Source organism: Peteryoungia algae (genome assembly GCF_030369675.1).
Lineage (GTDB): Bacteria > Pseudomonadota > Alphaproteobacteria > Rhizobiales > Rhizobiaceae > Allorhizobium > Allorhizobium algae.
The window spans coordinates 1,694,177-1,713,964 of record NZ_CP128477.1 but is presented as its reverse complement, the minus strand read 5'-3'; the positions used below and the strand labels follow the sequence as shown (position 1 = coordinate 1,713,964).

The 19,788-nt window shown below is 62.9% G+C and carries 14 protein-coding genes and 1 tRNA gene; 4 read left to right on the top strand and 11 right to left on the bottom strand.

Features of this window, described 5'->3' with window-relative positions; all coding sequences use genetic code 11:
- Positions 1–21 precede the first annotated feature (21 nt).
- Complete coding sequence (locus QTL56_RS08390; protein ID WP_245136296.1) at positions 22–2,067, bottom strand: O-linked N-acetylglucosamine transferase, SPINDLY family protein; 2,046 nt, start codon at positions 2,065–2,067, stop codon at positions 22–24.
- Positions 2,068–2,664: 597 nt separating this feature from the next.
- On the opposite strand from QTL56_RS08390, the gene QTL56_RS08385 reads away from it, so the two are divergent.
- Positions 2,665–7,800 (top strand): beta strand repeat-containing protein, encoded by a 5,136-nt coding sequence (locus tag QTL56_RS08385; RefSeq protein ID WP_245136297.1) that lies wholly within the window; start codon positions 2,665–2,667, stop codon positions 7,798–7,800.
- Positions 7,801–7,969: 169 nt separating this feature from the next.
- On the opposite strand, the gene QTL56_RS08380 is transcribed toward QTL56_RS08385, so the two are convergent.
- A tRNA-Arg gene (locus QTL56_RS08380) sits at positions 7,970–8,046 on the bottom strand.
- 354 nt (positions 8,047–8,400) lie between these two features.
- Between QTL56_RS08380 and QTL56_RS08375 the strand changes: the two genes are divergently transcribed.
- Positions 8,401–8,853, top strand: coding sequence for a MarR family winged helix-turn-helix transcriptional regulator (locus QTL56_RS08375; RefSeq protein WP_245136298.1), 453 nt, complete (start codon positions 8,401–8,403; stop codon positions 8,851–8,853).
- A gap of 3 nt (positions 8,854–8,856) precedes the next feature.
- Here QTL56_RS08375 and QTL56_RS08370 read toward each other — a convergent pair whose 3' ends face one another.
- The 4 genes from QTL56_RS08370 to QTL56_RS08355 all read right to left on the bottom strand — a co-directional run bounded on the left by QTL56_RS08370 (position 8,857) and on the right by QTL56_RS08355 (position 12,629).
- Positions 8,857–9,333 (bottom strand): hypothetical protein, encoded by a 477-nt coding sequence (locus QTL56_RS08370; RefSeq protein ID WP_229574322.1) that lies wholly within the window; start codon positions 9,331–9,333, stop codon positions 8,857–8,859.
- A 101-nt stretch (positions 9,334–9,434) separates the two neighbouring features.
- Positions 9,435–10,256 carry a transglutaminase family protein gene (locus tag QTL56_RS08365; RefSeq protein WP_229574320.1) on the bottom strand — a complete coding sequence of 274 codons (822 nt, stop codon included), beginning with the start codon at positions 10,254–10,256 and terminating at the stop codon, positions 9,435–9,437.
- 14 nt (positions 10,257–10,270) lie between these two features.
- Complete coding sequence (locus QTL56_RS08360; RefSeq protein WP_229574939.1) at positions 10,271–11,212, bottom strand: alpha-E domain-containing protein; 942 nt, start codon at positions 11,210–11,212, stop codon at positions 10,271–10,273.
- Between the two features lie 7 nt (positions 11,213–11,219).
- Entirely contained in the window at positions 11,220–12,629 is a 1,410-nt protein-coding gene (locus QTL56_RS08355; RefSeq protein WP_245136299.1) for a circularly permuted type 2 ATP-grasp protein, read from the bottom strand.
- Positions 12,630–13,008: 379 nt separating this feature from the next.
- Here QTL56_RS08355 and QTL56_RS08350 point away from each other — a divergent pair, with 379 nt between their 5' ends.
- Positions 13,009–13,905: a DMT family transporter gene (locus QTL56_RS08350; protein ID WP_245136300.1), complete on the top strand. Its 897-nt coding sequence runs from the start codon at positions 13,009–13,011 to the stop codon at positions 13,903–13,905.
- A 67-nt stretch (positions 13,906–13,972) separates the two neighbouring features.
- Here QTL56_RS08350 and QTL56_RS08345 read toward each other — a convergent pair whose 3' ends face one another.
- The 4 genes from QTL56_RS08345 to QTL56_RS08330 all read right to left on the bottom strand — a co-directional run bounded on the left by QTL56_RS08345 (position 13,973) and on the right by QTL56_RS08330 (position 17,400).
- On the bottom strand, positions 13,973–15,388 hold the full coding sequence (locus tag QTL56_RS08345) for a DEAD/DEAH box helicase (protein WP_245136301.1): 1,416 nt from the start codon (positions 15,386–15,388) through the stop codon (positions 13,973–13,975).
- A 294-nt stretch (positions 15,389–15,682) separates the two neighbouring features.
- On the bottom strand, positions 15,683–15,985 hold the full coding sequence (locus tag QTL56_RS08340; protein WP_245136302.1) for a DUF1905 domain-containing protein: 303 nt from the start codon (positions 15,983–15,985) through the stop codon (positions 15,683–15,685).
- On the bottom strand, positions 15,982–17,097 hold the full coding sequence (locus QTL56_RS08335; protein WP_245136303.1) for a DNA alkylation repair protein: 1,116 nt from the start codon (positions 17,095–17,097) through the stop codon (positions 15,982–15,984). Before QTL56_RS08335 ends, QTL56_RS08340 begins: the two co-directional genes overlap by 4 nt.
- Positions 17,098–17,100: 3 nt before the next feature.
- A complete protein-coding gene (locus tag QTL56_RS08330) occupies positions 17,101–17,400 on the bottom strand; it encodes a hypothetical protein (protein ID WP_229574314.1) in 300 nt (99 codons plus the stop codon).
- An 84-nt stretch (positions 17,401–17,484) separates the two neighbouring features.
- Between QTL56_RS08330 and QTL56_RS08325 the strand changes: the two genes are divergently transcribed.
- Positions 17,485–18,162: a helix-turn-helix transcriptional regulator gene (locus tag QTL56_RS08325; protein WP_245136304.1), complete on the top strand. Its 678-nt coding sequence runs from the start codon at positions 17,485–17,487 to the stop codon at positions 18,160–18,162.
- Positions 18,163–18,166: 4 nt separating this feature from the next.
- Here the strand turns inward: QTL56_RS08325 and QTL56_RS08320 are convergent, their stop codons facing one another.
- The gene (locus tag QTL56_RS08320; RefSeq protein ID WP_245136305.1) at positions 18,167–19,753 is read right to left on the bottom strand and encodes a trimethylamine methyltransferase family protein; all 1,587 of its coding nucleotides are present in this window, start codon (positions 19,751–19,753) and stop codon (positions 18,167–18,169) included.
- Positions 19,754–19,788: the final 35 nt, after the last annotated feature.

Below are 19,788 nucleotides of genomic sequence, written 5' to 3'. Positions count from 1 at the left end.
AGTCAGTCTGTCTGCTTTCGGTCATGCGTCCTGCGACTGCCAGAGGCGCGTGTCTGATGGGACCGGGTGAAACGCATGCCAGTCGGCAATCCGGTCCCGGTAGCGCTTGCGATAGGCAGCCTCGTCTTCGAACTCGACTTCCGCCAGCATGACCTCGGCGCCGATCTCGTAGTACATATCCATGTTGGAAAGATCTGGAACCGGCGTTTCTCCACGCTCGCGCTCGTCCTGCATTTGCCAGTAGAGTTCTTCCAGGCGGCGTACGAGGCGAGGGATGTCACGCAAGGCGCAGGTGTCGCGCTGGGCCTGCAGCGAGGCTCGAATCTGGCCGAGCGCGGCCTTGTCCTTCGCCAGTGTGATCGCCTTCCTCACATAGTCGTCCGGTGTCGCGCAGATCAGTTCGGGAATGCCAGCCGATTTCACAATGCTGCTGCAGAAGCGGGACGCAAAGGTCTTGCCGGGAATGGTGAGGACCGGAAGACCCATGGTCAGCGCATCCGATGCCGTTGAATGGGCGCCGTAGGGGAAGGTGTCGAGGAAGAGATCGGCGATCGCGATGCGTGCCAGGTGGTTCGGGTTCGGCACCTTGGAGGCAAAGTAGAGCCGTGCGGCATCGACACCCGCCGAGGTCGCCAGATCGCGCAGGCGCTGGTTTACGGTGTCCGATCCCCCGAGTAGCCAGAGAACGCTGCCGGGCGTAGCGGTCAGAATGGCCATCCAGCGCGTGAAGACGGCTGCGGTGATCTTCTGCATGCCGTTGAAGCAGGCGAAGACGAAGGCATCCTCGGGCAGGCCCACATCCGCCCGGGTCGGGCGCGGTCCGATGACGCGCTTGCGGTCGACCGGCTGATCGCAGGGGATATGGAGAACCTTCTCGGTGTAGTAGATCTCGTTGCCGGGCGGGATGATCTGCTCGTCGGAGATGATGTACTGGTGGACCGGGCTCGCCATGGTGCCTGGATAGCCGCAGAAGTTCACGATGACAGGGGCCGGGCGGTAGGAGAAGATCTTCGTGCGGGCCAGCTTGGTATAGCCGTTGACGTCGATCAGCACGTCGATCTCGTCGGCCATGATCTGCCGAGCTGCCTCGAAGTCGGACATGGCGGTGACGTCGCGCCAGACATCGATGACCGCTTTCATGCGGGTCTGGGTCGCGTCGTTGCTGCGGGCCTCGCCGATGTAATAGGCATAGACCTCGACCGAAGACTTGTCGTGCAGCTCCAGCACTTCGCTGAGCGCGAAGCCGACTGCGTGGTCACGGAGGTCCGAGGAGACATAACCGATGCGCAGACGCTGGTCGGTGCCGGTTTTCTTGCGCGGTTCCGGCTTGTTGAGATGTGCGGGCTCAGGCCGGCCGGCGAGCATCTTGTAGTAGCGATAGGCCTTTGCCATCTGGAACAGGGGATCGTCTGCATAGCAAGCCAGCGGAAGCGGCGAAATCGAATCGAGCATCTGGCGCTTCGTGACGAATTCCGAACCCTGGACCACCGGCCACCGGCACTGATGCTGGCGCACCGAAATCCAGTGCTGGCCTGCCTCCGGCTTGTCGGGCCTCAGTTCAATCGCCTGCCACAACGCGGTCTCGGCCTCTTCAAGGAGCCCTGCGCCTTCCATCACGCGTCCGATGTGCTGCAGTGCCATCAGGCGGTGGACGGATTTGTCGGGGGTGATTTCCGCGGTCGCGTCGACGTAATTGCGCCACTGCTGGATTGCCTGGGCGCCCAGTCCGCAATCCTCATAGGTTCGGCCGAGATTGATATGCGCCTGACCCATCAATGGAGAGGCCTTCAGGGCCGCCTTGAGGGCGTTGATAGCGCCGGGCGTGTCACCGAGTTGCTTCAGGATGACAGAATAGTTGAAGAAGGCGAGGTGGAGCAGCGGGCTCTGGTCGTTGAAAGCGGTCCAGGTCTTGTAGAGCTCGGCGGAGAGGGCTGCCTGCCCTGCGGCGCCCCACTGCTCTGCGAGTTGCAGAACTTCGAGCAGGGAGAGCTTCTGGCGTCTTGCCTTGTCTGTTGCTGCTGAAAGCTGTGCGTTCTGCTCCGGGGCGAATGCTGTATGTATCACCATCGACATCACATCTGTTGGCGGCCAAGAGGCCAGGTTTCGTTCCCGCGCAGCGGTGTCTGAGCAACACCTATTCGGCTTAGCTTGCTTTGGGCTTGCGTGAACGAGTCCGGCTAAAACTTGAGGCTTGCCAAATCACTTCGCCTTCGCGATAGAATTTCCGGAAAGGCAGGACGAACGTAACTCACGCCCAAGAATAGTTCAGTGCGTTACAGGGCCGTCTGTTAATGGAAAATTAGAGTGTGAGCCCTAATCATCTGGGCAAGACTCGTCTCACCCCACCCGTTTGTTCATGGTGCGGTGAGGCAAGGTCCGTGTCCGGATCCGGATGCGAGCCTTTCAAGGTGTGGGAAGCAGAGGTCAACTCTGCTGCATGATGCCCTCTCCAACGCCGGCTCGGTCGAGCCATGTTCCAGCAAAAATTTCGTCCGCAAGGACACCGTGCACAGACGTTACCAGACGATCGTCTGTGCGCGGATAGCAGCCACTCAGGGCGCAGGATGCTCCCGAGGTCGTGACGGTCGGCGCCCTCATGCGCTCCCCCCTGATCGGTGGCAAGGAATGCAACGGCCAACCGCAAACGTTGAAGGCGCGCGTCATATGACTTCGATTATCTCTTCTTTGAGCATTACCCAGATCAAGGCGCTGTCCACTGCGACGATCGCTAACTTCACAAGCGACGACGTTGCTGCCCTCAGCACCTCTCAGGTTGCGGCACTCTCGTCGACCCAGGTCGGCGCTCTGCAGACAGACGACTTCGACGGTCTCAGCTCCAGCCAGCTCGGCGCCCTTTCGAGCGTCGCTGTCCGCGGTCTGACGATGGATCAGCTCGCCGTCATCGACAGCGCCAAGATGGTCGGGCTCAGCAGCCGCGTCCTCGGCGCCCTGACATCCGCGCAAGTGACCGCGCTGAGCTCCGAGCAGTTCGACGCACTGTCCACCGCCCAGCTCACGGCGCTCGGAAGCCTGGCGCTCGCCGGCCTCGAGGCCGAAGACATCGGAACGCTGACCTCCGCCGAACTGTCGGTGCTCAGCACCCGCGCACTCGCCGGATTGTCGAGCGCCAGCTTCGCTGCCCTCAACAGTGATCAGATTTCCGGCCTGACCACCGCGCAGATCGCATCCCTTTCGACCACTGTCATCGCCAGCCTCACTTCCGCACAGATTGACGGTCTGACCTCGCTGCAGATCTCGGCGCTCACTTCGCGCCAGATCCCGGCCCTCTCGACCGACAATCTCGCTTCCTTCTCGACCGACCAGATCGTGGCCCTCAACAGCCGCTCTGTCGCAGTCCTGAAGTCGACCCAGGTCGAAGCGCTGACAACCGACCAGATCAGCGTACTGACGACCAGCCAGCTCGCGTCCCTCAGCTCCGTCGCCGTCAAGGGCCTCGGCGCCGACGACATCGACACGCTGACTTCGGACGGCGTGGCCGCTCTCGCATCGCGCAGCCTGGCTGCCCTTTCGACCGACGCTTTCGCATCGCTCGACTCGACCCAGCTTGCCGGCCTGACTGCCGCCAAGATCGGCGCTCTCGGCACTGCCCAGATCGCCACGCTGACCTCGGATCAGGCAGACGGCCTGAGCACGGCTCAGCTCGCCGGCCTGACCAGCGCCCAGATGAAGGCCCTGACCACCGATGCACTGGCATCGCTTTCCACCGATCAGGTCGCAGGCCTGAGCAGCCGTGTGATCGCAGTCCTGACATCCGACAAGGTCGCCGCACTCAGCAGCGACCAGGTTGCGGCCCTCACCACCTCGCAGCTCGCAGCCCTCAGCTCGGCCGCAGTGAAGGGCCTCGAAGCTGAAGATGTCGGCACATTCTCATCGACAGAGCTCGCAGCGCTCAACTCCCGCTCGCTGGCCGCCCTGTCGACCGACAACGTCGCTGTCCTGACATCCGAGCAGCTGACGGCTCTCTCCAGCGTTCAGATCGCTGCCCTGACCACCGCTCAGGTTGCCGTCCTCGACAGCGACCAGATCGACGGCCTGAGCACGGCCCAGGTTGCGGCTCTGAGCTCTGCCCAGGTGGTCGCGCTCGGAACCGACAATGTGGTTTCGCTGTCGACCGATCAGGTTGCCGCTCTCAGCAGCCGCGCCGTTGCCGCCTTGACGACCGCTCAGCTGAGCGCGATGACGAGCGATCAGATTGAGGCTCTGTCTTCCGCCCAGATCTCGGCCCTGACGTCCAGCGACCTCGCTGCCCTGTCGTCCGAGGATATCGCAACCTTCACCACCGCCGAGTTCGCAACGCTGAGCTCTGCTGCCATCCGTGGCATCACCTCCGCCGTGATCGGCGAATTGTCGACCGACCTCATTGCCGCGATCAATACGCGGGCCATGATGGCTCTCGACAGCACCCAGATCGCCGCGATGACGTCCGATCAGATCGGCGCATTGTCGACATCCCAGCTGAGCGCCATCAGCTCGACGGCAGCCCGAGCCCTTGAGACCGAAGATCTCGCAACCTTCGACTCGGCTGACCTCGCTGCCCTGCAGTCCCGCTCGCTGGCTGCCCTTTCGAGCGACAAGTTCACATCGTTCACCTCGGACCAGCTCGTCGGATTGACATCGGCGCAGATCGCGGCGCTGTCCACGGCCATCATCGGCACGCTCAGCAGCGACCAGCTCGATGGCTTCACGACCGCCCAGATCGCCACGCTCTCCTCAGTCCAGCTCGGCGCCCTGACCACCGATGCAGTTGCCTCTCTCAGCACCGATCAGCTGGGTGCGATCAGCACGCGCGCCATCGCCTCGCTGAAGTCTGCGCAGCTGAACGTCCTCAGCTCGGCACAGTTCGACGCACTTTCGACCGCCCAGCTGGCATCCCTGACCTCGGCTGCGGTTCGCGGTCTCAACAGCGACGCCATCGGCACGCTGACCTCCGCCGAAATCGCGGTTCTCAACAGTCGGGCAATCGCAGCCCTGTCGACCGACAACATCGCCCTGCTCGACTCGGCACAGGTCTCCGGTCTCACGTCCGGCCAGGTTGCGGCCTTGACGACCGCACAGGTCGGCACGCTCGATAGCGATCAGCTGGATGGCATGGCCACCGATGTCGTCGCTCTGCTTTCCAGCGCGCAGGTCCGCGCGCTGACCACGGATGCTCTGGCATCGCTCTCCACAGATCAGGTAGCTGTCCTCAACACGCGCGCCGTTGCAGCGCTCGGGTCTGATGCGATTGCCGCGCTCTCGTCCGACCAGATCGGTGTGCTGTCGACGGCACAGCTCGCTGCCCTCACGAGTGCCGCAGTCGCCGGCCTGACGACCGAAGACCTCGATGCCTTTGCATCGACGGACCTCGCGGCGCTCAACTCCCGGGCTCTCGCTTCGCTCTCGACGGACAACTTTGCTTCCCTCGACTCGACCCAGCTCTCCGGTCTGACGACCAGCCAGGTTACGTCGCTTACCACTGCACAGGTCGCAACGCTGATCAGCGACCAGCTAGATGGCCTGACGACCGCACTGGTCGCCATGCTCTCCAGCTCGCAGGTCCGCGCTCTGACCACCGACGCGCTGGCTTCGCTTTCGACCGATCAGGTGGCTGTGCTCAATACCCGCGCCGTCTCCGCACTCGGTTCTGACGCGGTTGCCGCCCTCTCGTCCGATCAGATCGGCGTCCTGAGCACGGCCCAGCTTGCAGCCCTCTCGACTGCCGCTGTCGCGGGTCTCACGACGGAGGATCTCGACGGACTGGAATCGACGGACCTCGCGGCGATGAATTCGCGGGCAATCGCAGCCCTCTCGACCGAGAACATCGCATCGCTCGACAGCCTGCAGCTCTCCGGCCTGACGACCTCCCAGGTCGCTGCGCTGACGACTGCCCAGGTCGGCGCGCTCGACTCAACCCAGATCGATGGCCTGACGGCCGCCCAGGCGGGCGTCCTCAGCTCCCTGCAGATCCTGGCCCTGTCGACTGACAACATTGCCTCGCTCTCGACGGATCAGGTGGCGGCGCTCAACTCCCGCGCTGTCGGTGCGCTGACGTCCGAACAGCTCGATGCACTGAGCACCGATCAGGTTCTGGCGCTGACCTCCGGTCAGATCGCGGCCCTCAGCTCTGCTGACCTCGCCGCCCTTTCCGCCGCCGATATCGCCACGTTCTCGACGGACGAGATCGCGGTGATCTCGTCGGCAGCCATCAGCGGCCTGTCTACGGATGCCATTGCCGGGCTCGACACCGATCAGGTCGCGGCCATTTCCAGCCGCGCCGTCGCATCGCTGACGGCCAGCCAGGTCGGGGTGCTCGATACGGCGCAGTTCGCAGCCCTCTCGACGGTCCAGCTCTCGCAGCTGAGCTCTGCCGCGGTGGCTGGCATTGCAACCGAAGATCTTGCGACGCTCGACTCTGCTGAACTCGCGGTTCTCCAGACCCGAACGCTGGCTGCCCTCAGCACCGAGAACTTCGCCGCTCTCGACTCGGCACAGCTCTCCGGGCTGACGACTGCCCAGGTCGCAGCACTGACGACGGCACAGATCGCCACGCTCAACAGCACGACGGTCGCCGGTCTGAGTTCTGCCCAGATCTCCGCCATGAAGTCGACGCAGATTGCTTCTCTGTCGACCGATAGCCTCGCAGCACTGACCTCGGATCAGCTGCCGGGCCTGGCAACGGCCGGTATCGCCAGCCTGACCTCTGACAAGATCGCTGCGCTGACGTCCAGCCAGTTCGACTATCTCTCGACAGCGCAGCTCGGAGCGATCAGCTCTGCGGGCATTGCGGGTCTTTCGACCGAAGATGTCGCGACATTCGCGCCGACCGACGTCGCAGCCCTCAATTCCCGGGCTTTGGCTGCCATGTCGACCGAGAACTTCGCCGCACTCGACTCGACCCAGCTCGCTGGTCTGACCACCGCCCAGATCGCCGCCGTTACCACGGCGCAGATCGGGGTGCTGACCACGGACGACATCGACGGTCTCAACACGCTGCAGGTCAGCGCATTGACGAGTGCCCAGGTCGCTGCCATGTCGACCGACAACCTCGCATCGTTCTCGACCGATCAGGTCGCGGCCCTTGGAACGCGGGTCTTTGCAAGCCTGACCTCCAATCAGGTGACGGCACTGACCTCCGAGCAGATCGGGGTGCTCTCCAGCGGTCAGCTCGCAGCGCTCAGCACGGCTGCCATCTCCGGTCTTGAAACCGAAGACATGGCGACCTTCAGCTCGACGGAACTCGGCTTGCTGAGCACGAGAACCATCGCGGCACTGTCGACCGACAACTTCGCCGAACTCACCTCGGAACAGCTCGCCGGCCTCACATCGGGCCAAGTGGCTGCGCTGACATCCGCCCAGGTTGAGACCCTGACCTCCGACCAGATCGACGGTTTCTCGACCGCCCAGATCGCGGCGCTGACATCGACGCAGGCGAGAAGCCTCTCGACCGACGGTCTGGTGTCCTTCTCGACGGATCAGATTGCGGCACTCGGTTCGCGGACCGTTGGCGCTCTCTCGACCGACCAGCTGGTCGCCATGACCACGGACCAGATCGAGGCCCTGACCTCGACCCAGGTCGCGGCGCTGAACTCTGCTTCGATCAGTGCACTGGGGAGCGAAGACCTGGTCGAGTTCTCGATCGAGGACATCGCCGCCATCAGCACAGCCGCCATCGCCGGTCTGTCGACCGACGACATCGGTGACCTGACCAGCGACCAGATCCAGGCGATCACCACCGCCCAGATCCAGGCGATGAATGCGGCCCAGGTCGAAGCCATCGTCGCCGCCTACCAGGCCCTCTAAGGCCGGGACAGCAGCAGCCCGCGGCATATACCCGGTGCAGGAACAGCAACCCCGCCTTTCGAGGCGGGGTTTTTTGTTTGGCGAGCGGAAGGGAGGACAGCGCCCTCGGCAATTCCGAGTGCCGTCAGCACCTGGATGCGAAGGAAATCAATATTTTGATGGAGAAAAATGGCGCACCCGACAGGATTCGAACCTGTGACCTTTGGAATCGGAATCCAACACTCTATCCAGCTGAGCTACGGGTGCTTCCGACGACGGTTTGACTCGCCGTTCCTGAAGCGGTCATAGCGCAGTCGATTGGCAGCTTCAATCGGAAAAAACACTTGGCTCCGGCGGAATCATCCCGCATCGGCGCAAATGGTGCGGCCGGATGGCCGAATCGCAAGCTGATCGGGGACTGGCCGGCCGGTCTGGGCTGTTGATGCCGGCTAAACCCCGTGGCTAAAGCGCAGGAATTGGCGTTTTACGGGAAGGCAAGGGCGGTTGCGCCTTGTGACGGGGGTTTAAACGGTTAGTATCGGAATGTCGGCTCGCAGGGGAAAACAGCGGGCCGGCTGAGGGGAAAATACAAGAATGGCAGGGGAAATGCCGGAACTTACAATGAATGAATTGATACCCAACCCGTCCAGGCTCGACTTCTCGATGATGGACGACGCCGTGGGATATCGCTTGAGGCGAGCGCAACTCGCGGTGTTTCAGCATTTCAACGAAGCGTTTTCTTCCAAGGGAATGCGTCCGACCGATTTTGCCGTGCTGCTTCTGCTCACCAACAATCAGGGTGCCAAGCAGAGCGAAGTGGCCGAAGCGCTGGGCATCCAGCGGGCGAACTTTGTCGCGATCGTCGACGGGCTCGAGAGCAAGGGGTTCATCGAGCGCCGCAAGTCGGAGACCGATCGCCGCGTGCAGTCGCTCTACATGACGCCGGCGGGGGACGCCTATCTCGAAGAGCTGATGCCAATCTGGCTCGATCACGAACAGTGGGTGCTGGACCAGCTCGGCGGCGTTGCCGAGCGGGACACGGTCAACATGCTCTTGCGGCGGCTCTACGACTGATCCCTAACGGCCGAGACCTGTAGCGAACCGGCTGATCGCGTCGTCGATGAGCCGGTTGGCGATCTTCATGCGCATGGTGGCTTCCTCGCGGAAATCTGCGGCGATACGGTCGGGATGGTTGTCTCGGGCAAATGCGCGCCGGCGTTCCTGAAGGCGTTCGCGATCATCGCCGGGATCGAGGCCGAGGTCGGCTGCAATCTCCTCCGGCGACAGGCGGTTGATCCAGGCCGGCGGTTGCGGCGGAGCGGGGGGCTCGGGCGGTTCTGGCTCGCGGTCTTCGGGCATCAGGAAGAGATAGGCGTCGAGCCGTTGATCCGTGCCGGGATCCACGGGTGTGGAGCCGCTTGCCGGTGTCATCGGAATGAAGCTCGATGCCAGTCCTTTGACGCGGAAGGCCACGTCCTCTGATGGCACATCTTCCTTCGCCTCTTCGCCGAGCCTGTCGACAACCGACTGGAAGAGCGATTTTCCGAACAGCATATGTGCCTCGACCTCCGCTGCGGCCCAGCCGCGTCTCGGCCTGACATCACCATATCGACGTGGTGCGGGGCTTGTGCCGCGCGCTGCTGTCCCCGGGGCGGTCAGCTTTGCGTCTGGCTCTGGCTCTGGCTGGGCTCGACGACGAGCGTGACGGTCAGGTCTTCGCCGGCGACGCCGATCCGCATGCCGGAAACAGGCGCCGCATCAGCGTAGCTGAGGCCGGTCGCGATCCGGACGTAGCGGGCGTCCGGGCAGTGATTGTTGGCGCCGTCGAAGCCGACCCAGCCGAGACCCGACAGATTGACCTCGGCCCAGGCATGGGTCGCGACCTGCTCGGCGCGATCGTCCATCAACAGGTATCCGGAGACGTAGCGGGCCGGAAGCCCCATGGTCCGGGCGGCGGCGAGGAAGGCATGCGCGTGGTCCTGGCAGACGCCACGCCCGGCCTCCAGGGCCTGTTCGGCGGTGGTTTCGGTTCCGGTCGTGCCGGGTTCAAAGGCGATCGCTGAATGCAGCTTGCCCATGAGGTCGTGCATCTTGGTGAGCTCGTTGTCGCCGGTCAGACTGCGGACGAGCTCGCGGGTGAGCTTGCCGGGCTTCGTGTGTGGCGTCTCGCGCAGGTAAAGCCAGAGCGGTACACATCCCTGATGCGGGCCGAAGACTCCGGAGCGGTCCTCCGTTTCGACCTCGCCGGAGGCGACGATGTGGACGCTGTGGCTGTCGCCCTCGGTCGATACGAGGTGCGTGTGGTTGCCGAACTGATCGTTGAAGCCGGCCTCGACCGTTGCACCATCGACCGCGATGTTCCACGACACAACCTTCTGGCCGGGCCCGTCGAGCGGGCACAGCCGGAGCCGTTGCAGAGAATACTGGACGGGATCGTCGTAGCGATATTCGGTGGTGTGGCTTATCCGCAGACGCATGGGATCATTCCTGCTCAGCTGTAGAACCGATAACCCTCGGTGATTTCATTGCCCAGCTTGTTGTTGCTGGCGATGAAGTCGTCGAGGAATTCGTGCAGTCCCTGGTCCATGATGGTGCCGATCGTCGTCGACTTCAGCGTGGTCAAGACATTGTCCGCCGTCTCATGCGCCGGCAGCTGGTGTGCATAGTCCCGTGCCAGATAGCCGAGGTTGGAGGTGATCTTCTCGTAACAATAGGCGAGCGAGCGGGGCATCTGGCCGTTGAGGATCAGGAAGTCGGCAATGTTGGCCGCCTTGTATTCTCCGTCATAGACCCAGCGATAGGAGCGGTGGGCGGAGACGGAGCGCAGGATCGATTCCCACTGCATGTTGTCGAGCGAGGAGCCGACATGGGTGATCGCCGGCAGAAGCACGTAATACTTGACGTCCAGGATGCGGCTGGTGTTGTCGGCACGCTCGATGAAGGTGCCGATGCGGGCGAAGTTGTAGATCTCGTTCCTCAGCATGGAGCCGTGGAAGGCGCCGCGAATGAGGCCGGCACGGCGTTTCACCGTGTCGATGACCTCGGGCAGGTCGGCGGATTTCAGTTTGCGGGCGAGCACCTGTTTCAGCTCGATCCAGCATTCGTTCGTCGCTTCCCAGGTTTCGCGGGTGAGCGCCGTTCGCACCATGCGGGCATTGTTGCGCCCGGCGTCGATGCAGGACACCACGCTCGACGGATTGGCAGGATCACGCAGCATGAAGTCGATGGCGTCCGATGCCGTGACCTTGCCATGGCGTTCGGCAAAGAGCGGGCGCACGTCGGCGCTTTTCAAGACGGCGTCCCAGTCTTCGTCCGAGGCACCGCTGCGGGTCAGCGACATTCTCAGGCCGGCATCGACGAGACGGGCAATGTTTTCGGCCCTTTCGATGTAGCGGAACATCCAAAAGAGGCCGTTGGCGGTTCTTCCGAGCATGACCATGTCAGTCCTCCAATACCCAGGTGTCCTTGGTGCCGCCGCCCTGGCTGGAATTGACCACGAGCGATCCCTGTTTCAGGGCCACGCGGGTCAGGCCGCCGGGGATGATTTGCACCTTGTCGGAGACGAGGACATAGGGACGCAGGTCGACGTGGCGCGGCGCAATGCCCTTGTTCACGAGGATCGGCACGGTCGAGAGGGACAGGGTCGGTTGGGCGATGTAGTTGGACGGTCGCGCCTTCAGCTTTTCGGCGAACTCGGCGCGTTCCTTCTTCGATGCCGTCGGGCCGACCAGCATGCCATAGCCACCCGAGCCGTGGACTTCCTTGACGACGAGCTCTTCGAGATGCTCGAGCACGTATTTCAGGCTGTCAGCTTCCGAGCAGCGCCATGTCGGCACGTTTTCGAGCAGCGCCTTGCGGCCGGTGTAGAATTCGACGATCTCCGGCATGTAGGAATAGATTGCCTTGTCGTCTGCAATGCCGGTGCCCGGCGCATTTGCGATGGTGATTTGGCCGGCGCGGTAGACATCCATGATGCCCGGGATGCCGAGCGCCGAATCCGGACGGAAGGTGAGGGGGTCGAGGAAATCGTCATCGACGCGGCGGTAGAGCACGTCGATCGCCTCGTAGCCGCGCGTGGTGCGCATCTTCACCTTGCCGTCGATCACGCGCAGGTCCGAGCCTTCGACCAGTTCCACGCCCATCATGTCGGCAAGGAAGGAGTGCTCGTAATAGGCGGAGTTGTAGATGCCGGGGGTGAGAACCGCGACGCGCGGCTTGCCCTTGCAGCCGGGAGGCGCGAGCGAGGCGAGCGACTGGCGCAGCAGATAGGGGTAATCCTCGACGCGCTGTACCTTGTTGAGCTGGAAGAGCTCCGGGAACATCTGCATCATGGTTTCCCGGTTCTCCAGCATGTAGGAGACGCCGGAAGGCGTGCGGGCATTGTCTTCCAGGACGTAGAACTGGTCTTCGCCCGTGCGCACGATGTCGGTGCCGACGATATGGGTATAGACGCCGCCCGGCGGACGAAAGCCGATCATCTCGGGCAGGAAGGCGACATTCTTCTCGATCAGTTCCCGTGGAATGCGGCCGGCCTTGATGATCTCCTGCTTGTGGTAGATGTCGTCGAGGAAGGCATTGAGCGCCAGCACGCGCTGTTCGATGCCCTGGGCGAGCTTGCGCCATTCGCGGCCGGAAATGATGCGCGGGATGATGTCGAATGGAATGAGCTTTTCGGCGCTGTCTGCATGACCATAGACGGCAAAGGTGATGCCGGTCTTGCGGAAGATGGTTTCGGCATCTCTCGACTTTGCCAGAAGCCTTGCCGGGTCCTGACTGGAATACCAATCGAAATAGTTCTGGTAAGGTCCGCGCGGATCGTTGTCCGCAGTGATCATTTCATCAAATGCCAATGACGCCATCCCTTTTTTTGTCATTTGAATACAACCATTTTGGCAATGCAAGCATGTTCAAGGGCCGACCTTGCAGAAATGCCGGGGACCAATAGTGGTCGAAAATCGGGCAAAAGCGCAAAATTTGTGCGAAAATCTTGTCCGATTGGCTGTTGACGGCTCTCTACTCCTGCGTGATTTGGCATATCGTCAAGTTCTCAGGCTCCGGGTTTCGGACCTTCGCTGAAATTTTAGGCAATCTTTCCGGAATAATTCTTTCTTCGCGTGCACGGAATTCATCCTTGCCTGCAAGAAAACTCTTTTGACCGCGCGACGGTGCCGCAGTATCGAGGCGCACCGCCGGCGGTATGCGTTCCGGTGCAGGAAAGACAGCGATATCATGACCCTTGCCCGGCTCGCGCCCGTTCTCTTCGTTCTTCTCTGGTCGACGGGCTGGATCTCTGCCAAATACGCGACCTTCTTCGCCGAGCCGCTGACCTTCCTCGTCGTACGCTACGGCACGGCGGTGGTGCTCTTCTACATCGTCTGTCGGCTGGGCGGCGTTTCCTGGCCGAAGCAGCGATCCGGGTGGCTGCATGCCATCATATCCGGCATGTTCCTGCACGGGCTCTATCTTGGCATGGTCTGGTGGGCGATCGGGCAGGGTGTGCCGGCGGCACTCTCGGGCATCATTGCCGGCCTGCAACCGCTCATGACCGGGGTTGCTGCGGCCTATTTCGTCGGCGAAAAGCTGAACGCCGGCCAGCGGGTCGGGCTCGTGATCGGGTTCCTGGGCGTCGCGATCGCCGTGCTGCCCAAGATGCTGGCGATCGATTCGGCGTCGATACCGGCCTATGCGGTTGCCGTGAATGTTCTTGCCATGGTCTGCGTCACGGCAGGCACGATCTATCAGAAGCGTCTGGTGAAGGATGGCGACCTGAGGGCTGTCGCCACGCTGCAATATGTCGGGGCGCTGATTGTGACAGTCCCCGCCGCGCTTGCGCTGGAAGACCTGCGTGTCGACTGGAGTCTCGGTTTCTTTGCGACGCTTGCCTGGTCGGTGATCGGCATATCCATGGGGGCGATCGCGCTCCTGCTCTATCTCATCCGTCGCGGGGACGTGTCGAAGGCGGCATCGCTGATCTATCTCGTTCCGCCGCTTGCAGCGCTGGAGGCGGCCATCGCCTTTGGAGAAGAATTGACCGTGCCTATGGTGATTGGCACCTGCGTGGTCATGGTCGGGGTCTATCTCATCAACCGCAAGAGCAAGGCTCAACCGATCATTCTGAAAGACTGACGACACCAAAAATGGCGCGGTGGGGACCGCGCCATCGTGATTCTCAAACTTCGGCCAATCGCGAAACTCAGGCTTCGCGGCGGCGTCCGCCGGCAGTGCCGGAGCGGGCCGGGCGTGCCTGGCCATTGCCATTGCCGGGACGGCCCTGGCCGCCATTGGCGCTGCGGTTCTGTCCGCCGCCATTGCTACCCTTGCGGTGACCGGACTTGGCCGGACGACCATCGGCCTTGGCGCCGCCTTCGGGCTTGCCGCGGCCCTGGCCCGGGGCCTGGTGATTGCGGTTGTTGCCACCGCCACCGCCACCGCCGCCGCGACGCTGCGGACGGGCCGGGCGTGCGAGGTTTGCCGGGGCTTCGCCGGAGGCGACCGGAATGTCGATGCTCATCAGCTTTTCGATGTCGCGCAGCAGGCGACCTTCATCGGGACCGCAAAACGCGATCGCGATGCCGTCGCGGCCGGCACGGGCAGTACGGCCGATGCGGTGGACATAGGCGTCCGGAACTTCCGGCAGGTCGTAGTTGAAGACGTGGCTGACGGCCGGGATGTCGATGCCGCGGGCGGCAACGTCGGTGGCGATCAGCGTCTTGATCTCGCCGTCACGGAAACCCTTCAGTGCCCGCTCGCGCTGGCCCTGGCTCTTGTTGCCGTGGATCGAGGCGACCGAGTAGCCGGTGGCGTCGAGATGCTTCATCAGCTTTTCCGCGCCATGCTTGGTGCGCAGGAAGACGATGGAGCGGCCATCCGGATTGTCGTTGAGGATCTTCTTGAGCATTTCCGTCTTGGCATTCTGGCCGGCGACGAAATGCACATGCTGTTCGACCTTGTCGGCGGCCTTGCCCGGAGGGGACACGGCGACCTTGAGCGGGTCGGTCAGGAAGCTTGCGGCAAGATCTGCGATCGACGACGGCATGGTGGCCGAGAAGAGCAGGGTCTGGCGCTTCGGCGGGACCATCTTCGAGATCTTGCGCAGGTCGTGAATGAAGCCGAGATCCAGCATCTGGTCGGCTTCGTCGAGAACGAGGTAACGCACGGCGCGCAACGAAATCGCATTGCGGGAGATCAGGTCGAGCAGGCGGCCAGGCGTCGCGACGAGGATGTCGGTGCCCTTTTCAAGCTGCAGCTGCTGCTTGCCGATGGAGGCGCCACCGACGACCTGGTTGATCTTCAGCGGCAGGCGGCGCAGGTAGCTGCGCAGGTTCTCGCCGATCTGGTTCACCAGTTCGCGGGTCGGGGCAAGAATGAGGGCGCGGGTGGTGCGGTTGTCAGGGCGCTTCTCATCCTTGAGAAGCATCTCGATCATCGGCAGGCCGAAGGCCGCCGTCTTGCCAGTGCCGGTCTGGGCGAGACCGATCAGGTCACGGCCGCCGAGAACGACGGGGATGCCCTTCTCCTGGATCGGAGTGGGGGTCGTGAAGCCGAGCGTAGTCAGCGTCGCGACGATATTCTTGGAGAGGCCAAGATCATCGAAAGTTGTCAAAGTCATACCTTTCGGGGCGCCAAATGCACAAACCCCGGAACGCGTTCTTCGCGAACCGGTTGGCATTGGCGTCAAGAACCCCGCGTGATTTGGGAACTTGCAAGTTGGAAAAAAGCTTTCCAAGCGCATCGGCGGAATGTCCGCCCAGATGTCATGCGCCTTATCCTTCGTCGCGTCTCAGTTGTCGCTGGGCACGCTCACGCGGCGGCCGGAAGGTAAAAGCTGAGTTGGAAATGGGCCCATTCGCGACAGAAGTCAAGATTTCTTTTGCGATGCAACGTGAACGTCTGCGTCCACGGGTCACGCATTGAGCGTCAGATGAACCGGGATCCGGCTGCCCACCTTGATGTTCTCGCAGCGGCGCAGGTCTGCCTTCAGCGGCAACAGAAAGCTGTCGCGGCGCTTGTCGGGAAAGAGCGAGGTGCGGACCCTTGTTGTGCCGATCAGCACCTGAACCGCGATTGCGCCCAGACCGTTGGCTCGGCCGAAGAAGCGCGCTTCGGCTGCAGCATCCGGCGGCAGGAAGACGGCATGCCAGCCGCCGGGCGCGTCAAAGCGGATGACCTCGGCCTCGAAATGGATCGAATGGCCGTCCTCGCTCATGCTGTCGCTTCCTGCGGCATGACGAGGTCGAAATCGGCGCTTGCGACGCTTGTGCCGTTCAACAGGATTTCCAGCCGGTGCCCGCCGGCATTGTAGGCTCTCGTGGTGATCGGCCGAAAGGCATGGCGCTTTGCCATCATCACGCTTTCACCTGCGGCAATCGTCAGGCTCCTGCCCTTGAAGACCTTGGGCGACAACGCGCCATCCTTCTTCTTGTGATGGATCGCGTAATCGATCAGTACCGGGCGCGCCGCGCTGCCATTGTTGGAAAGGCTGATCTCGAAGCCGAGGTCGCCGGGAAAGGTGACGCGCTCACTCGTCAAGGCGAGCGTCACCGTCACATCGGTGAGTGCTGCGAAGCCGAAATTGGCGAGCGCCTTGCCGTGGCCCTTCTTGATCAGGGTTCGCGAGGCGTGCTTGAGCAGCCAGAGCCTATGCTTCGATGCGCCATCTTTGTGACGTTCGACGAAATCGGCGACCAGATCCGGGTGATCCTTGGCGATGTCGTTGAGGCTGTTGGCGACGGAGCGGCGAACATAGTCCTCGTCGTCGTCGATCAGCGCTTCCAGGATCGGAAGGATCGGGGAGGGATCCTTGACCAGGGCGGGCAGGCGCATCGCCCAAGGCAGGCGAGGGCGTGTTCCCTCGCTGGCGAGGCGCCTGACATGGTGGTTCGCATCGGTCACCCAGTCAGAAATGATCGCAAGTGCTGCCTCCTGCTCCTCGGCGATCAAGGGGCGAATGCCGAATTCCGCGGTGAAATGCGGCGTCAGTGCCTTCAGAAGGCCAAGGGCAGTCTTGAGCTCGCCGCGCCCATGCGCGGCGATATACTGGTTGAAGGAAAGTAGTGCCCAGCCGCTCAGGCCTGTGTGGTTCGGCGTTGGCAGGCAGGCATGCAGGATTGCCGCCGCCGACCCGAAATCCTCCGGGAGGTGACGGTGCAGCGCGTCTGCAATGCATTGTCCGCGCTGCATCAGTTCCAGGGTCTCGAGGGCCGGCAGGGTGTCGGCAAGGAAGCCCTGGTGGTCGAACTTGCCCCAGGCCCGCGCCACGGCGTTGGCCGTGTCGCGGGCGGTGTGGGCGCCGATCAGATGTTTCAGCGGTTCGGCCATCGGTCAGATCGTGTCTTGCGTTTCGAAATGCTGCATCAGGGTAACACCCGAGATCGCCGACATGTAGGGGGCAAAGGCCGGATCGACCTGTACCTTGGCGGCGGCGGCATCGGCGCTCGCCTTGTCGGCCCATTCGACGAGATCGGCAATCATGTCGCCCTGTTCGAGGGCGGTGAGCGCCCGCCAGCTGACGAAGCCGGCATAGGTCCTGACCGCAGCCATGGCGGAGCGTCGTGCCTCTTCTGCCGCGGGCTTGTCGGTTACGGTGCAGACGGCCAGTTCTAGGATGGTGGTGGTGCGCATAAGGGGCTCCCGTGGTTGATCACGGCTTGACCTAACATGGGTCAACTGACAACCTTCTGGCCATTACCTGCGAAGGAGGCACGCATGCGCCCCGCCGACCGGCTCTTCCGGATCATCCAGCTGATGCGATCGACGGGTCGTGCCATGACCGCTGCCGAAATCGCCGAGAAGATGGAGGTCGCACCGCGCACCATCTACCGGGACATGGAACATCTGATGGCCTCGGGCGCGCCGATCGAGGGCGAGCGCGGCGTGGGCTACATGCTGCGCGAGGCCTTCGATGCGCCGCCACTCACCTTTACCTTCGAGCAGCTTGAGGCCCTGGCCTTCGGGCTGCGCGCCGTCGAAATGCTCGGCGATCCCCGGCTCGGCCAGGCGGCGCGTGAGGCGAAGGAGAAGATGCTCGGCATGCTGCCGAAGGAGCACGCCGAGCGGCTGATTTCAGCACCCATCCATGCCTTCCGGTCGTCGGCGCAGCCGGTGGTTCCGGATTGCCTGGGGGATGTACGCTCGGCGCTGTCGGCCAAACGCAAGGTCTGGATTGCCTATCATTCCTTGCCCGGCGAGCGCAGCCAGCGAGTCGTCTGGCCGCTGGGGTTCGCCGCCTTCGGGGCGATCTGGGTGATGACCGCCTGGTGCGAAATGCGCAATGGCTTCCGTGACTTCCGCCTCGACCGGGTCGAGGACTGGAAGGTGATGGTGGATCGGTTCGAGCCGGACTTGCACCAGACCTACCAGGCGTATTTGAGGACGCTCTCGTGACGGATCAGAAATCCGTCGCAACGCCGCCTTCGGCCTTGCGTTTCGCCACGAAGGCGTCGAGCTCTTCCTCGACGGCTGGATCGATCGGCGGACGCTCGTAGCTTGCCAGCTTTTCCTTGAACACGCGGTTGGCGTGATCGTAGGTTGTCGGGCGGCCGGCATCCGTCCAGGTCTCGAAGTTGCGCCAGTCCGAGAGGATCGGCGAATAGAAGGCCGTCTCGTAGCGGGCGAGCGTGTGGGCCGTGCCGAAGAAGTGGCCACCGGGGCCGACTTCGCGAACCGCGTCGAGTGCCAGCGCGTCCTGACTGACATCGAGAGGCGTCAGGAATTCGGCGACCATCTGCAGCATATCGACGTCGAGGATGAATTTTTCGAAGGAGGCCGTCAGGCCGCCCTCGCTCCAGCCGGCCGAATGCATGATGAAATTGCCACCGCCCTGGGTGAGCGCCCATAGCGAGAAAGCGGATTCGTAGGCAGCCTGGGCGTCCAGCGTATTGGCGGCATTGGTATTCGATGTGCGGTAGGGAATGCCGTAGCGGCGGGCGAGCTGGCCGCCGACGATGACCGCCTTCATGTATTCGGGTGTGCCGAAGGCAGGCGCGCCGGTCTTCATGTCGACATTCGAGGTGAAGCCGCCGTAGACGACGGGCGCGCCGCGCTTGACCATTTGCGTAAATGCGATGCCGCAAAGGGCTTCGGCATTTTGCTGGACGACGGCGCCGGCGATGGTCACCGGGGCCATGGCTCCGGCCAGTGTGAAGGGCGTCATGACCACGACCTGGCCGCGCGACGACATTTCGATGATGCCTTGGAGCATGGGCCCGTCAAGCCGGAGCGGCGAGGAGGAGTTGATGATGGTGAAGAGCGAGGGCTCGCTCTCCATCTGCTCCATCGTCACGCCACGGCCGATGCGGGCGATCTCGATTCCGTCGAGATTGCGCTGCTTGCCGAGCGAATAGCAGTGAAACACCTTGTCGGTCAGCTTCACCATGTCCGACAGGCAGTCGAGATGGCGCACCGAGGCGTGGATGTCGATCGGCTCGACCGGATAGCCGCCCGTCGTGTGGATGACGTCATAGGACTGGGCGAGCTTGACCAGCTTGCGGAAGTCTTCCTGGTTGCCGGCGCGGCGTCCGCCTTCCCGATCGGCGACGAAGGGGGCCGAGGCGATCTGGGCGAAGACCAGGTTGTTGCCGCCCATCTTGACGTTGCGCTCGGGATTGCGGGCAAACATCTGGAATTCGCGTGGGGCAAACGCAATCATGTCCATGATCAGGTTGCGGTCGAAGCGGACGCGATCGGATCCCTCCGTCACGTCTGCGCCATGCGCCTTCATGATCGCGCGCGCTTCCGGCAGCATGACATCCATGCCGATCTCTTCGAGAATGGTCAGCGACGCCTCATGCATTTCGTCGAGGGCCGAGGGATCGAGAAGCTCGGTCTTGCTCAGACGATTGACGAGATTGCGATATTTGCCTGGGGCTGCACTCCTGCTGCGCTCTCCACCGCGGCCGCCGGTGCGTCTGCGGCGCTCGCCGCCTGCGGCTTGTGGTTCAGTCTCGGACAAGGCGGGGCTTATGATGTCGCTCATGGTCGATCCATTGTGTCAATCTCGACATCAAGTCT